Source organism: Nonomuraea sp. NPDC003754 (assembly GCF_053605785.1).
Map to the genome: position 1 here is coordinate 87,847 of NZ_JBSGJX010000021.1, position 14,279 is coordinate 102,125.

General features: G+C 71.8%; 12 protein-coding genes. 6 read left to right on the plus strand and 6 right to left on the minus strand.

Annotated features, from left to right (window positions below; genetic code table 11):
* Positions 1–33: 33 nt before the first annotated feature.
* A complete protein-coding gene (locus tag ACWEVS_RS25450; protein WP_452553657.1) occupies positions 34–351 on the plus strand; it encodes a DUF5709 domain-containing protein in 318 nt (105 codons plus the stop codon).
* 196 nt (positions 352–547) lie between these two features.
* On the opposite strand, the gene ACWEVS_RS25455 is transcribed toward ACWEVS_RS25450, so the two are convergent.
* The 3 genes from ACWEVS_RS25455 to ACWEVS_RS25465 all read right to left on the minus strand — a co-directional run bounded on the left by ACWEVS_RS25455 (position 548) and on the right by ACWEVS_RS25465 (position 2,483).
* The gene (locus tag ACWEVS_RS25455; protein ID WP_452553659.1) at positions 548–1,210 is read right to left on the minus strand and encodes an HAD family hydrolase; all 663 of its coding nucleotides are present in this window, start codon (positions 1,208–1,210) and stop codon (positions 548–550) included.
* Between the two features lie 240 nt (positions 1,211–1,450).
* Complete coding sequence (locus tag ACWEVS_RS25460; RefSeq protein ID WP_452553660.1) at positions 1,451–1,861, minus strand: DUF5360 family protein; 411 nt, start codon at positions 1,859–1,861, stop codon at positions 1,451–1,453.
* The gene (locus tag ACWEVS_RS25465) at positions 1,845–2,483 is read right to left on the minus strand and encodes a TetR/AcrR family transcriptional regulator (RefSeq protein ID WP_452414318.1); all 639 of its coding nucleotides are present in this window, start codon (positions 2,481–2,483) and stop codon (positions 1,845–1,847) included. The genes ACWEVS_RS25460 and ACWEVS_RS25465 overlap by 17 nt, the downstream gene beginning before the upstream one ends.
* 92 nt (positions 2,484–2,575) lie before the next feature.
* Between ACWEVS_RS25465 and ACWEVS_RS25470 the strand changes: the two genes are divergently transcribed.
* Complete coding sequence (locus tag ACWEVS_RS25470; RefSeq protein ID WP_452553661.1) at positions 2,576–4,474, plus strand: Xaa-Pro dipeptidyl-peptidase; 1,899 nt, start codon at positions 2,576–2,578, stop codon at positions 4,472–4,474.
* Positions 4,475–4,511: 37 nt separating this feature from the next.
* Here the strand turns inward: ACWEVS_RS25470 and ACWEVS_RS25475 are convergent, their stop codons facing one another.
* Positions 4,512–5,312, minus strand: coding sequence for a DUF4253 domain-containing protein (locus tag ACWEVS_RS25475; protein WP_354904766.1), 801 nt, complete (start codon positions 5,310–5,312; stop codon positions 4,512–4,514).
* Positions 5,313–5,529: 217 nt separating this feature from the next.
* Here ACWEVS_RS25475 and ACWEVS_RS25480 point away from each other — a divergent pair, with 217 nt between their 5' ends.
* On the plus strand, positions 5,530–6,510 hold the full coding sequence (locus ACWEVS_RS25480; protein WP_452553663.1) for a sensor histidine kinase: 981 nt from the start codon (positions 5,530–5,532) through the stop codon (positions 6,508–6,510).
* The gene (locus tag ACWEVS_RS25485) at positions 6,507–7,106 is read left to right on the plus strand and encodes a response regulator transcription factor (protein WP_452553664.1); all 600 of its coding nucleotides are present in this window, start codon (positions 6,507–6,509) and stop codon (positions 7,104–7,106) included. The genes ACWEVS_RS25480 and ACWEVS_RS25485 overlap by 4 nt, the downstream gene beginning before the upstream one ends.
* A gap of 324 nt (positions 7,107–7,430) precedes the next feature.
* Here the strand turns inward: ACWEVS_RS25485 and ACWEVS_RS25490 are convergent, their stop codons facing one another.
* Together ACWEVS_RS25490 and ACWEVS_RS25495 are read right to left on the minus strand one after the other, a co-directional pair.
* Complete coding sequence (locus ACWEVS_RS25490) at positions 7,431–8,078, minus strand: TenA family protein (RefSeq protein ID WP_354904777.1); 648 nt, start codon at positions 8,076–8,078, stop codon at positions 7,431–7,433.
* Positions 8,079–8,207: 129 nt separating this feature from the next.
* Positions 8,208–9,365, minus strand: a complete 1,158-nt coding sequence (locus ACWEVS_RS25495; RefSeq protein ID WP_452553666.1) for a TIGR03118 family protein — start codon at positions 9,363–9,365, stop codon at positions 8,208–8,210.
* 91 nt (positions 9,366–9,456) lie between these two features.
* On the opposite strand from ACWEVS_RS25495, the gene ppgK reads away from it, so the two are divergent.
* Both ppgK and hrpA read left to right on the plus strand, forming a co-directional pair.
* Positions 9,457–10,200, plus strand: a complete 744-nt coding sequence (ppgK, locus tag ACWEVS_RS25500; protein ID WP_452553667.1) for a polyphosphate--glucose phosphotransferase — start codon at positions 9,457–9,459, stop codon at positions 10,198–10,200.
* Between the two features lie 211 nt (positions 10,201–10,411).
* Positions 10,412–14,275, plus strand: a complete 3,864-nt coding sequence (gene hrpA / locus ACWEVS_RS25505; RefSeq protein ID WP_449924773.1) for an ATP-dependent RNA helicase HrpA — start codon at positions 10,412–10,414, stop codon at positions 14,273–14,275.
* Positions 14,276–14,279: the final 4 nt, after the last annotated feature.

Here is a 14,279-nt window from a genome sequence, read left to right on the forward strand (position 1 = left end):
GTTCCCCGCCGGAGGAGGGGTAGGGCACCAGGCATGAGCCAACAACCACCGGACCGCTACGGACTCAGCGACGAGCAGGAGATAGAGGTCGAGGGCTGGACCGAGGACCTCGGCAGGGAGCACGTCATCGAGGAGGACGACCCCCGGCACCAGGACACCGTGGCCGAGCGGATGTGGCGCGAGGCGCCCGAGCGGGATCGCACGCCGCGCGAGGAGCACCGGCTGGTGGCGCCCGACGAGGGGCTGACCCCCGACGTGGAGAGCGAGGAGGTCGCCGAGGAGGTGGGGGCCGACTCCGGTGACCTGTCCGCCGAGGAGCGGGCGATCCGCATCGAGCGAGACCTGCCCTAGCCCGCCAGGATCCGCCCTGGTCGAGCGGGATCCGCCCAAGCCGAGCGCGATCCGCCCTAGCCGGCCGGAATCCACCCTGGTCGAGCGCGATCCGCCCAAGCCGAGCGCGATCCGCCCTAGCCGGCCGGAATCCACCCTGGTCGAGCGCGATCCGCCCTAGCCATCCGGGATCCAGCCAAGCCAAGCGGGATCCGCCCTAGTCGGTGCCGAGCCGTCGCAGGGCGGGCAGCACGCCGTACAGGTCGTCGATGACGGTGTCGGCGGCGCTCGCCTCCGCCCTGTCGGCGTGCAGGTAGCCCCAGGGGCCCCGGCGCAGGAGCGCGGTCCGCATGCCCGCCCTGCCCGCGGGCAGCACGTCGTTGTCGAGCCGGTCGCCGACGTAAAGGATCTCCTCGGGGCGCCGGCCGGCCACGGCGGCCACCTTGGCGAAGAAGGCGGGGGCGGGCTTGGCCACGCCCCAGCCGTCGGAGGTGTGGATGGAGTCGACCGGCAGGTCCATGGCCACGAGCGCGTCGTAGGCCCTGGTGGGCTGGTTGCCGGCGATGATCACCTGAACTCCCGCCGCGCGCAGCTCGACGAGGGCGGGCCGTACGTCGGGATACAGGTCGTCGGCGTCGAAGTGGTTGCGCAGGCTGCCGGGCTCGTCCTTCTCCCATGCGGCGATCTCGGCCTCGACGTCCAGGCCGGGGCGGATGATCTCGAAGGCGTCGCGGTGGGAGCGGTCGAGCGCGGCGGTGCCGCCGAGGACGCCCATGAACGCGAAGGGGGGCACGCCCAGCCGGTCGGCCCAGCGCGACCAGATGCGCGTCTCGTCGATCAGCGTCTCGCCGACGTCGAACACCACTGCCTTGATCACCATGAATCTCCTTCGTCCGCCCCAACTCTACGGACTCCCCCGCGGCGCCCCGCGTACGGGAGCCCGCCCCCGCGCTCAGCCGGACGCCGGAGCGGCCAGGCCGCACCCATCGGTCAGCCTGACGTCCGAGCGTCCCGACCGAACCCACCAGCCAGCCTGACGCCGATGCGGCCAGGCCGAGCCCGCCGGTCAGCCGGTCAGCCTGACGCCGATGCGGCCAGGCCGAGCCCGCCGGTCAGCCGGTCAGCCGGACGCCGATGCGGCCAGGCGGGGTCCGCCGGTCAGCCGGATGACGGCGGGCAGCGGGAACAGCAGCAGGTACAGGTTCGGGATCCACCAGGCCGGGGAGAAGTCGCCCCGCAGCGTCCAGAACGCCACGGCCATGAGCCCCGACGCCATGGTGAGCACCAGCGACACCAGCATGAGCGGCTCCCCCCGCCGCCGCCCGCCGCGCAGCAGCCACAGGCCGGCCAGCCCGGTCGCGCTTGCCGCCAGGTCGATCCAGAGGAACGACCAGTTCCAGTCTGCCATCAACGGGTTGGCGTAGTCGGCGAAGGCCCACTCGGCGGGGATCAGCCCCAGACCGGTCACCGTGAAGTACACGACGAACCCGACGTCCGTCACCAGCATGAGGGCCTTAGTCGTTCGCAGCACGGTCGATCATCTCCAGGAGGTGGCGGCGGGTGCGCTCGTGCAGTTCAGGGTCGGGCTCGCCGAGACCGAACAGCCTGGCCGCCCACCAGCCGTCCACGGCCAGCCGTACGGTCGTGGCCACGGCGGGGTCGATGCCGTCGCCGGTCAGCCGCGTCTGCCAGGCGGCGAACCTCTCCCGCAGCGGCGCGAGCCCGGCGGGGTCGACGATGACGGCGGCCAGCAGCGCCGCCGTCACCTGGTCGGCGGGAGCCGCCGCCGGCACCTGGCCGGCATGAGGCTCCCCCGGCACCTGGCCGGCATGAGCCTGCGCCGGCGGCTTGCCGGCATGAGCCGCCGTGCGGCCCTCCGGAACGCTCGGGGGGATGGTGGCCTCGACGTAGGCGCGCAGGAAGTCGCCCGGCCGGTCGCCCGCGACGGCCAGCGCGGCGTCGAAGGCGGCGGTGAGCCGGCCGACCATGGCGGCCACCAGGGCCTGTTTGGTCGGGAAGTGGTAGAACAGGCCGCCCTTCGACACGCCCGCGCGCTGGGCCACGGCCTCCAGGGTCAGCGCTTCGGCCCCGTCGCCGATCAGCACCTCGGCGGCGGCGTCGAGCAGCCGCTCTCTCGAACTCGGTCTCGGCATGGCCCGAAACTATACCGGCCAGCCGGTGAACTATAAAAGGTGATCGGCACGCCCGATCATGGTCAGTCCCCCCACCCCCAGGAGGACCTCGCGTGTCACGCTTACGGGCGACCCTCATCGCGCTGACCCTCGTCGCGACCACCGCGCCCCCCGCGCGGGCCGCCGTCGCCATCACCGTCGAGAACGACCGCTCCCAACCCGTCTTCTCCTACGCCGACGCCATCCGCGAGCACGTCTACGTCGAGGCCCCGATCGACAGCGACGCCGACGGCCGCCTCGACCGGGTGCGGGTGGACATCATCCGGCCCCGGGAGTCCGGCCCCTCGCTCAAGGTGCCGGTGATCATCGACGAGAGCCCCTACTACGACAACTCCGGCCGCGGCAACGAGGCCGAGCGCAAGGTCTACGACGCCGCGGGCGACCTGGTGAAGTTCCCGCTCTTCTACGACAACTACTTCGTCCCGCGCGGCTACGCCGTCCTCAACGTGGACATGCTGGGCACCACCAGGTCGGACGGCTGTCCGGACACCGGCGGGCAGGCCGACGTCCTCGGCGGCAAGGCCGTCATCGACTGGCTGAACGGCAGGGCGAAGGCCTACCGCGCCGACGGCTCCGCCGCCGAGGCGACGTGGACCACCGGCAAGGCCGCCATGATCGGCAAGTCGTACGACGGGACGCTGGCCAACGCCGTGGCCGCCACGGGCGTCGAAGGCCTGGAGACGATCGTCCCGATCTCCGCGATCAGCTCCTGGTACCGCTACCAGCGCTCCAACGGCGTCGTCTACAACTACAACTACGCCTCCTGGCTGGCCAACGTCGTCGACACCGACCCCGACGCCAAGTGCGCCGCCGTACGGGCCGGGATGGACGCCGAGGACGGCGACGACACGGGCGACTACAACGCCTTCTGGCGGCTGCGCGACTACGAGAAGGACGTCGCCAACGTCAGGGCCAGCGTGTTCGTCGTCCACACCGGCAACGACCTGAACGTCAAGCCCGACAACTTCTCCGCCTGGTGGGCGGCGCTGGGCCGGCGCGGCGTGCCGCGCAAGATCTGGGTCGGCCAGTACCAGCACGTCGACCCGTTCGACTTCGAGGGCAGGCGCGACCTGTGGGTCGACACGCTGCACCGGTGGTTCGACCACTGGCTCCTCGGCGTGCCCAACGGGATCATGCGCGAGCCGGCCGCCGACGTCCAGGTGGGCCCGGCGCAGTGGATCACCCAGCGCGACTGGCCGGCGCACGGGGCGGTGCGGGTGCCGCTGCGCCCCGCCGCCGACGGTGGGCTCGGGCTGCTGCCGGCGCGCAGGGGGACGACGGCGACGTTCACCGACCTGCGGATGCCGGAGACGGAGATGGTCGCCGACGTCGGCACCGCCAAGCCGGGCCGCCTCGCCTACACCACCGGGCCGCTCCCCCTCGACCTGCGCCTTTCCGGCACGCCCCTGGTCGACCTGCGGGTGGCGCTGGACCGGCCGACCGCCAACCTGACCGCGCTGCTCGTCGACTTCGGCGAGGCCACCCGCGTCGACTGGCGGCGCGGCCAGGGCATCACCACGCTGGCCGAGGAGGACTGCCACGGCGAGGCGACCGCCGCCGACGACGGTTGCTACCGGAAGGTGGCCACCAACCTGGCCACCCGTCCCCTGGAGATCGTCGCCCGCGGCTGGATCGACGTGCAGAACCGCGACTCGCTGTCGTCGCCCAGCCCGCTGCCCGCCGGCGAGTACGGCAGGGTCGCCTGGGAGACGCTTCCGCACGACTACGTCTTCAGGAAGGGCCACCGCCTCGGCCTGGTGCTCGCCGGCACCGACGCCACCTACAGCGGTGAGACGGGCACGGGCGCGACCGTGACCGTCGACCTGGCCGGCAGCAAGATCAGCGTGCCGTTCGTGCTCAGCCGGCCGCTGACCGAGGTGCCCGCCGACCGGACCAGGTGGTACGGCCCGCAGGACGTCGAGTTGCCCACGCCCGAGATCGACTTCCACTAGGCGGCGGGCGGCTGCCCCCGCGGGCTCAGTCCGCCGGTCAGTCCCACCAGAAGGACCAGAAGTACTGGCCGGCGATCTGCTCGGCGTAGCCGTACAGGTCGCCGGCCCCCTGCACCACGTTGTCGGGACAGAACGCCCAGTGCTCAGCCGCCACGTGCAGCGCGTGCTCGCGGGTGACCGGCGGCGCGGCCACGCTCAGCTCCAGCGTGTTGAACCCCATCGCGACCAGGCGGGCACCGAATCGCTCCTCCCAGCTGCGCACGACGGCGGCCAGCGGCACCATCCACTCGTTGTGGTGCAGGGCGCCCTGCCAGCCCATCACGGCGAGCGTGTCGGCGCCCCTGCGGGCGGCGGCCAGCCCGAGCGGCATGCCGCGCTCGGCCAGTATCCCCGCGTACCAGTCGGCCACCTGGCCGGGGTCGCCGCGCAGCTTCCCCGGCGCGGCCAGGCCGGGACAGATCGGCCCGAACGGCTCGATCTCCACCAGGGAGTCGGCGGGCACCTGCGCCACCCAGTCCTGCCACACCTCGGCCATGAAACCGGCCGCGGTGAAGGTGTCGATGAGGTCCGGCGAGTCGGGCATCACCTGCGCCGACGACCAGGGCTGCGCCGACTCGTCGAGCAGCACCGGCCACAGCCCCGAGTGGGGGTGCTCGGCCCGCATCGCCGCCCACAGCCCCCCGGGCGCGGGCTCCTCGCTCATCCAGAAAGCCGGACGCCTGGCCGGCTGATCCGGCCACACGAGCTCGCCCGCGGGCAACCCGAAGGACAGCGACCGCCCGCGGCCGCCGTCCTCGAACAGCCGGCAAAGACTCGCCGGTAGCTGGTGCGTTTTCATGTCTCGGACGATCGTAGTGCCCCGGGACTTTCGTCCTGGTGAACACCGGATCGATGATTCTTCGGCGGATCCGGGCGATCCGCAACCCTGGAGGCATGAGGATTCCACTCGTTCCGGCGTTCCCGCTGGCAGGATGCGCGGCCGTGGACGTGCCGGCCGGACGCCGATGAGGCGCCCGCCACGCCGTCGGGCACAATCTGGCGTACTGGAGGTGAGGATGCGCCCGTTCTACGCCTGGGTCGCGGTGGCCTACTTTCCCGCCTACACGCTGGTCAGCGCGCCGACGTGGGGCGGAGCGCTGGGCCTGTCGCTCGTGGTGGCGGCCTACCTGCTGTCGGTCAGGACCGCGTCACTGCCGCCCCTGGCCGTGCTCGCCGTGACGGCGCTCGCGCTCGGCCTCGCCTACGGCGGCGCGTGGCTGTACCTGCTGCCGCTGGTGTCCATCGCGTGCGGGATCGTGGTGCGGGGGCGGGCGCTGCCTTACGCGCTGGCGGTCGTCACGCTCGCCTCGATGCTGGTGACGTGGCGGGCGGGCGGCGGCACGGACGGGGTGGCGGCCGTCGCCTGGGGCACGTTCATGGCGGGCGTCGTCGTGCACCTCACGCTGAAGCTGTCGGCGGCCAGGGAGGAGCTGGCCAGGGCCGCGGTCGCGCGGGAGCGCGAGCGCTTCTCCCGCGACCTGCACGACCTGCTGGGCCACACGCTGTCGCTGGTGGTGGTCAAGGCCGAGGCGGTGCGCAGGCTGGCGCCGCGCGACGCGGGCGCGGCGGCGGCGCAGGCGGCCGACATCGAGGAGATCGGGCGCAGGGCGCTGGGCGAGGTCCGCGCCGCGGTCGCGGGCTACCGGGGGCGCGGCATGGCCGACGAGCTGGCGGCCGCCCGGCTGGCGCTGGAGGAGGCGGGGGTGCGGGCCGAGGTCGAGCCGGTGGAGGTACGGCTGCCGCCGGAGGCCGACGTGCTGCTCGGGTGGGCGGTCAGGGAAGGAGTGACGAACGTGATCAGGCACGCCAGGGCGAGCACGTGCGCCATCACGGTGCGGGACGCGGGCGGCAGGGTGGTTCTGGAGATCGTCAACGACGGCGCGCCCGGCTCGTTCGTCCGGGGGAACGGGCTGAAGGGACTGGCCGAACGGGGCGCCGAGATGGCCGCGGCGGTCGAGGGCGAGCGGTTCACGCTCAGGGTGGCGGTGCCGGTGTGATCAGGGTGCTGATCGCCGAGGACCAGGGCATGATGCGCGACGCGCTCGCCCTGCTGCTCGGCATGGAGGACGACCTGGAGGTGGTCGCCCAGGTCGCCGACGGCGCGGCGATCGCCGCCGCCGCCCGCCAGACACGGCCCGACGTGGCGCTGCTCGACATCGAACTGCCCGGCCGCAGCGGTCTGGACGCCGCCGCCGAGCTGCACGAGGCGGGGGTCGTCGTGCTGATCCTGACCACGTTCGGCAGGCCCGGCTACCTGCGCAGGGCGATGGAGGCGGGCGCGGCGGGGTTCCTGGTGAAGGACGCGCCGGTCGAGGAGCTGGCGCAGGCCATCAGGAGAGCCGTGGCGGGCGAGCGGATCGTCGACCCCGCACTGGCCGCCGCCGCCCTGCACGCGGGCACCAACCCCCTCACCGACAGGGAGCGCGAGGTGCTGGCCGCCGCGCTCGACGGATCCACGATCGCCGACCTGGCCGCCAGGCTGCACCTGTCGGAGAGCACGGTGCGCAACCACCTGTCGGCGGCCATCGGCAAGACGCACACCAGGAACAGGATCGAGGCGGCCCGGCTGGCCCGGCACAATGGGTGGCTGTGACCTCCTCCTACGACGCTGTTCTCAGCGACCTCGACGGCGTGCTGCGCCAGTTCGACCACGCCGTCCAGGCCGACATCGAGGCCCGCTACGGCCTGCCGCTGATGAAGACGGCCTTCGCGCCCGACCGCATCCTGCCCGCCGTCCTCGGCCACATCACCGAGGCGCAGTGGGTCGAGTCGATCGCCGAGGCACTGGGCGGCGACGAGCGGGCCCGCCAGGCGGCGACCGAGTTCGCCCAGGTGCCGTTCTGGGTCGACGAGGAGGTCAGGGCGCTCCCGGCCGGAGGTCGTCACCTCCGGCCGGCGGCCGTGCGCATGGCCGTCGTCAGCCGGCGGCCATGTCGAAGAAGCGCTTCTCCAGCTCCACCGCCCGCCGGAAGACGCTCAGCACCTCCTGCCTGCGGTCCTCGCCGAGGGCGGGGCCGAGCCGGTCGAGCTCGCCGCGCAGGAAGTCCACCCACTGCCGGAACGCCGGCCCCTCGTGCAGCTCGATCCACTCCCTGTACACGAAGCTGTCCGGGTACGGCTGGGCGGCGCGCGAGGCCCAGCCCAGGTAGGTCCACTCCGCCACGCACAGCACCGCCACGATCAGCGGATAGTCCTGGCTGGTCCTGGCCTCGTCCATCAGGGTGCGGAAGTCCTCGGTGACCGGTTCGAGCACCGCGGGCCCCGTGCCGGCGCCGAGAGCCTCGAGCGCGCGGTGGAAGTAGGTCTTCTCCTCGGTGGTGGCCACCTGCCCGAGGAACTGCCCGTACGGCACGCGCGCCTCGAAGCTGTCGGCGCAGGCCACCGCCGCCCCGAGCAGCGCCGTGAAGGTGTCGACGAACTGGAAGTCCTGGACGAGATAGCGCCGCATGTCGTCGTCGGCCACCTCGCCGGTGGAGATCGCCGCCGCGAACGGATGGGTGACGACCTCGGTCCACGTGGGCTCGCACTGCGCCCGCAGCCACTCGCTGAAGTTTCCCTCGCTCACGTCCGCACTTTATCGACATCATGGTGACCATGACGGCGTTGGCCGGCGTGCGGCATCTCAAGATCTGGGTGAGCGATCCGGCAGCCGGCCGGGCGTGGCACGAGAAGGTCTTCGGCGCCGAGCTGGTGCTCAGTAGCCGTGGCCCGAGCCGGGGGGGGAGGCGGCCGGTGAGGGGGCCGGGGTCGAGGACGGCGGCACCGGCGCGGACGACGACGGCGGGGCCGAGTGCGGGGCGCGGGCGCCCGCCGGGCGGATCAGGCCGAGCAGCCCGTGCCGGGCGCCCTCGATGCCCGCGGCGAACCACAGCGCGTTGTCGCCGCCGTTGGCGGCCGTGCCCGGCTCCAGGTCCCACAGGCCGGGCAGCACGATCGGGCGGCCGTCGCCATCGCGCAGCGGGCCGAGGTGGCGGCCGTTCCTGAACGCGTGGATCCAGCCGTCACCGAAGTTCCCGACCAGGATCGCGCCCGCGTACTGCCCGAAGCCGCGCGGCGCGACGGTCACCGCCCACGGGGCGTTGAGCTGGCCGCCGGCGGCCAGCCGTCCGGTGAAGCGGCCGGCGGCGTCGAAGCGGCTGACGAACCCCTTGCCCTTGCCGGCCACGGACCTGCCGGTCCGGGCGTCGCGGAGGGCGTAGGAGACCCAGACCGCGCCGCGGGCAACCGAGACGTTGAACGGGGCGTACCCCTCGGGCACGAACGGGTCGGCGAACCGGCGGCGCTGCAGCCGTACCCGGTTGAAGTCGGAGTCGAAGACGTGGACGCGGCCGCCGGCGAAGTCGGCGGCCAGCAGGAACGCGCCCTTCTCCGTCTCCATCAGGGCCAGGCCCATGTAGTCGGCGCCGCGGGTGAAGGCGGCGATGACGGCGTTCCTGGGGTCGGCCTCGGCGTTCCAGCCGGTGATGGCGCCGCTCGGGCTGGCGAAGACGAACGTGGCCGGTCTGCCCTTGACGGTGAAGCCGTCGGTGGGGTTGAAGACCTGGCCCGTGGGCGTCCCGCCGGGCACGCTGACCTCGGTGGCCTCCTTCCTGCCCGTGCCGGAGTAGACGGTGGCGACGCCGGTGCCGGTGGCCGAGACCCACAGCGTCCTGCCCATGGCCAGGCCCCACGGGTTGACCAGCTTGGGATCGGTGACCGGCGCCTTGCCCCTGATGTCGGAGACCAGGTTGACGACGTCGAACCTGGTCCTGGTCCGACCCGAGACGAGACCGGCCGACGCCGGGGTGGCGGTGCCGAGGATCATGCCGAGGATCAGCGCCGATGCGCAGAGTGTGACGATGCGTGGCCGCATCCCTGCCTCCTTGGTATGTGCGCTTGTGCCGCGAGATACGTGGGAGGATGACGCCGGGTTCATCGCGACTTTTCGGGGCAAGGACACGGACATGGATGTTCTCGGCATCGATATCGGCGGCTCCGGCATCAAGGGCGCGCCGGTGGACGTGAAAGAGGGCACGCTCGCTGCCGAGCGGCTGCGCATCCCGACCCCCCAGCCCGCCAAGCCCGAAGGCGTGACCGAGGTGGTCTCGCAGATCGTCGAGCACTTCTCGTGGGAGGGGCCGGTCGGCGTGACCTTCCCCGGCGTGGTCGTCAACGGCGTCGTGCGGACCGCGGCCAACGTGCACCGTTCGTGGGTGGGCGTCGACGCCGGCAAGCTGTTCGGCGGGGCGCGGGTGCTCAACGACGCCGACGCGGCCGGTCTGGCCGAGGCGACCTTCGGCGAGGGCCGGGGCCGCGACGGTGTCGTGATCATGCTGACCTTCGGCACCGGCATCGGCAGCGCGGTGTTCACCGACGGCAGGCTGGTGCCCAACACCGAGCTCGGCCACCTGGAGCTGAACGGCAAGGACGCCGAGCGCAGGGCCTCCGACAAGGCCCGCGAGGACCACGCGCTGTCCTGGGACAAGTGGGCCGAGCGGGTCGAGGAGTATCTCAAGCACGTGGAGATGCTGTTCTCCCCCTCGCTGTTCATCATCGGCGGCGGGGTGAGCAAGAAGGCCGACAAGTTCCTGCCGCACGTGCGGATCGACACCCCGGTGGTCCCCGCCAGGCTGCAGAACGAGGCGGGCATCATCGGCGCCGCGCTGATGGCCGCGCCCGCGCAGGCGGGCGCCGTCCCCGCCCGGTAGCGGCCGGGCCTCCGCCCGGCCCGCGCGGGCGCGCGAATTCCGGCCCGCGCGGGCGCCGCCGCGGCATCCCGGCCGCTCGGGAGGGTGGCATCCCAGCCGCTCGGGCGGGTGGCATCCCGGTCGCTCGGAGGGCGGGAGTAATTGGGATGCGAGCGCGGGAATGAGTCCGGCACGATGAGCGGTTGATCCGCACGCATATCCTGATAGCAGTATGGGAACGCCTTCCTTGATCTCCTCGCTCACCGACCTCCAGTCACGCCTGCCCGCGTTGATGCCGCGCGACCAGCGGCGCCTTCGGCGCAGGCTCGACGGCGCGCGCCGGGTACGCTCCCGCGAAGCGCAACAGAAGATCGCCGCGGAGATCCTCGCCGACGTGGAACGTGCCGAGCAGCGCGTGACCCGCCGCCGCGAGGTGGTCCCCACGATCCGGTACCCGGACAACCTGCCCGTCTCGCAGCACAAGGACGACATCCTGGAGGCGATCCGCGACAACCAGGTCGTGATCATCGCCGGTGAGACGGGTTCGGGGAAGACGACCCAGATCCCGAAGATCTGCCTGGAGCTGGGCCGCGGCGTGCGCGGTGTCATCGGCCACACCCAGCCGCGCCGGATCGCCGCCCGTACGGTCGCCGAGCGCATCGCCGAGGAGCTCGACACCCAGCTCGGCGACGTCGTCGGCTACAAGGTGCGCTTCACCGACAAGGCGAGCGACAACACGCTCGTCAAGCTGATGACCGACGGCATCCTGCTGGCCGAGCTGCAGAACGACCGGCTGCTCGAGCAGTACGACACGCTGATCATCGACGAGGCCCACGAGCGCAGCCTCAACATCGACTTCATCCTCGGCTACGTCAAGCAGCTGCTGCCCAGGCGGCCGGATCTCAAGGTCGTCATCACCAGCGCCACGATCGACCCCGAGCGTTTCTCCCGCCACTTCGACGACGCGCCGATCATCGAGGTGTCGGGCCGGACCTACCCGGTCGAGGTGCGCTACCGGCCGCTGTCCGAGGACGACGACCAGACCCAGGGCATCGTCCACGCCTGCAAGGAGCTGGTGCTCGAGGGGCAGGGCGACATCCTGGTGTTCCTGTCCGGCGAGCGGGAGATCCGCGACGCCTTCGACGCGCTGTCCAAGGCCGACTTCCGCAACACCGAGATCCTCCCTCTGTACGCGCGGCTGTCGGCCGCCGAGCAGCACCGGGTCTTCCAGTCGCACACCGGCCGCAGGATCGTGCTGGCCACCAACGTGGCCGAGACGTCGCTGACCGTGCCCGGCATCAAGTACGTCGTGGACCCCGGCTACGCCCGCATCTCCCGCTACAGCCACCGCACCAAGGTGCAGCGCCTGCCGATCGAGGCGATCTCGCAGGCCTCCGCCAACCAGCGCAAGGGCCGCTGCGGCCGTACCTCCGACGGCATCTGCATCCGCCTCTACGAGGAGGAGGACTTCCTCGCCAGGCCCGAGTTCACCGACCCGGAGATCCTGCGCACGAACCTGGCCAGCGTCATCCTGCAGATGACCACGATCGGCCTCGGCGACATCGCCGCCTTCCCCTTCGTGGAGCCGCCGGACCAGCGGCAGGTGCGCGACGGCGTCAACCTGCTGCAGGAGCTGGGCGCCTTCGACGCCGCGGGCGGCCTGACCCCGATGGGGCGCAGGCTGGCCACGCTGCCGGTCGACCCGCGTCTGGCCCGCATGGTGCTCGAGGCGGACAAGAACGGCTGCGTGCGCGAGGTCATGGTGATCGCCGCCGCGCTGTCGATCCAGGACCCGCGCGAGCGGCCCTCCGACAAGCAGCAGCAGGCCGACGAGAAGCACCGTCGCTTCGCCGACCCCGAGTCCGACTTCCTGTCCTACCTCAACCTGTGGAACTACCTGCGGGAGAAGCAGAAGGAGCTGTCCTCCAGCGCGTTCCGGCGGCTGTGCAAGACCGAGTACCTCAACTACCTGCGGGTGCGCGAGTGGCAGGACATCTACAGCCAGCTACGGCAGGCGCTCGGCGCCCATCCCAACGGCCAGGACGCCTCGCCGTACCAGATCCACGTCTCGCTGCTGGTCGGGCTGCTGTCGCACCTGGGCGTCAAGGACGTCGTCGACAAGAAGTCCGGTGACGGACGCAGGCCCCTCCAGGAGTACATCGGGGCGCGCAACGCGCGCTTCGCCATCTTCCCCGGCTCGGCGCTGGCGAGGAAGCAGCCCGCGTGGGTGATGTCGGCCGAGCTGGTGGAGACCAGCCGGCTGTGGGCGCGGGTCAACGCCAAGATCGAGCCCGACTGGGTCGAGCCGCTGGCCCAGCACCTGGTCAAGCGCACCTACTCCGAGCCGCACTGGGAGAAGAAGCAGGGCGCGGTCGTCGCCCTGGAGAAGGTCACCCTGTACGGCGTGCCGCTCGTGGTCGGCCGCAAGGTCGGCTACGGGAAGATCGATCCGGAGCTGTCGCGTGAGCTGTTCATCAGGCACGCGCTCGTCGAGGGCGACTGGGACACCCACCACGCCTTCCTGCGCGAGAACCGGCGGCTGCTGGAGGAGGTCGAGGAGCTGGAGAACCGCGCCCGCCGCCGCGACATCATGGTCGACGACGAGGCGCTGTTCGACTTCTACGACCAGCGGGTGCCCGCCGACGTGGTCTCGGCCGGGCACTTCGACGCCTGGTGGAAGAAGCAGCAGGACAAGTCGCTGCTGACCTTCTCCCCCGAGATGCTGGTCAACGAGGGCGCGGACGTCAGCGCCCGCGACTACCCCGACACCTGGCGGCAGCTCGGCCAGCGGATGAAGCTGACCTACCAGTTCGAGCCGGGCACCGAGGCCGACGGCGTCACCGTGCACGTCCCGCTGCAGGTGCTCAACCAGGTCAGCGCCGACGGCTTCGACTGGCAGATCCCCGGCCTACGCGAGGAGCTCGTCACCGCGCTCATCAGGTCGCTGCCCAAGAACATCAGGCGCAACTTCGTGCCCGCGCCCAACTACGCCAAGCAGGTGCTCCAGCACGTCAAGGCCGGTGGCGAGCCGCTGCTGGAGGCGCTGGAGCGGGAGCTGCTGCGGCTGACGGGGGTACGGGTGCCGCGCGAGGCGTGGCAGATCGACCAGCTGCCCGACCACCTGCGCGTCACCTACCGGGTGGTCGACGAGCGCAAGCGGACCATCGCCGAGGACAAGGACCTCGACGCGCTGAAGAAACGCCTGGCCCCCAGGCTGCGGCAGACGCTGTCGGCGGCCGGCGACGACCTGGAACGTACGGGGCTGACCACCTGGAGCATCGCGACGCTGCCGAAGGTGTTCGAGCAGGGCCGGATGAAGGGCTATCCCGCGCTGGTCGACGCGGGCGCCTCGGTCTCGGTGAAGATCTTCGAGACGGAGGCCGAGCAGCGCAGGGCGATGTGGCTGGGCACCAGACGGCTGCTGCTGCTGAACGTGACCTCGCCCGCCAAGGCGCTGCTCGGGGGCCTGTCCAACCAGGCGAAGCTGGCGCTGTCGCGCTCGCCGCACGGCGGGGCGGTGGCGCTGTTCGAGGACGTGGTCAACGCGGCCGTGGACAAGCTGATGCGCGACGTCGGCGGGCCCGCCTGGGACCCGGTCTCCTTCGACCGGCTCTACCAGCACGTGCGGGCCGAGCTGTACGACACCGCGGCCGAGATCCTGGCGAAGGTCGAGCAGATCCTGGCCGCCTGGCACGACGTCAACCTGAAGCTGGGGGCGCTGCGCTCGTCCGCTTCCACGGAGGACGTGCGCGAGCAGTTGGGCAAGCTGGTCCATCCCGGCTTCATCACGGCGACCGGCGCCGCCCGCCTCACCGACATTTCCCGATATATCCGGGCAATCGACCGGCGGCTGGCCAAGCTGCCGGAGGAGCCGTGGCGCGACGTCGAGTGGATGGACAAGGTGCACCGGGTCGAGGACGACTACCTCGACGTGCTCGACAAGCTGCCGCCCGCCCGACGGGGCGACGCCGACGTGCTGGAGATCCGGTGGATGATCGAGGAGCTGCGGGTCAGCTTCTTCGCCCAGACCCTCGGCACCCCGACGCCGGTCTCGGAGAAACGCATCGGCAAGTCCCTGGACAAGCTGCTCCCCTGACGGC

Bases quoted from the DNA above. Each gene is read 5' to 3' on its own strand.
- ACWEVS_RS25450 (WP_452553657.1), top strand. From the start codon at position 34: ATGAGCCAACAACCACCGGACCGCTACGGACTCAGCGACGAGCAGGAG.
- ACWEVS_RS25455 (WP_452553659.1), bottom strand. From the start codon at position 1,210: ATGGTGATCAAGGCAGTGGTGTTCGACGTCGGCGAGACGCTGATCGAC.
- ACWEVS_RS25465 (WP_452414318.1), bottom strand. From the start codon at position 2,483: ATGCCGAGACCGAGTTCGAGAGAGCGGCTGCTCGACGCCGCCGCCGAG.
- ACWEVS_RS25475 (WP_354904766.1), bottom strand. From the start codon at position 5,312: ATGAAAACGCACCAGCTACCGGCGAGTCTTTGCCGGCTGTTCGAGGAC.
- ACWEVS_RS25480 (WP_452553663.1), top strand. From the start codon at position 5,530: ATGCGCCCGTTCTACGCCTGGGTCGCGGTGGCCTACTTTCCCGCCTAC.
- ACWEVS_RS25495 (WP_452553666.1), bottom strand. From the start codon at position 9,365: ATGCGGCCACGCATCGTCACACTCTGCGCATCGGCGCTGATCCTCGGC.
- ppgK (WP_452553667.1), top strand. From the start codon at position 9,457: ATGGATGTTCTCGGCATCGATATCGGCGGCTCCGGCATCAAGGGCGCG.
- hrpA (WP_449924773.1), top strand. From the start codon at position 10,412: ATGGGAACGCCTTCCTTGATCTCCTCGCTCACCGACCTCCAGTCACGC.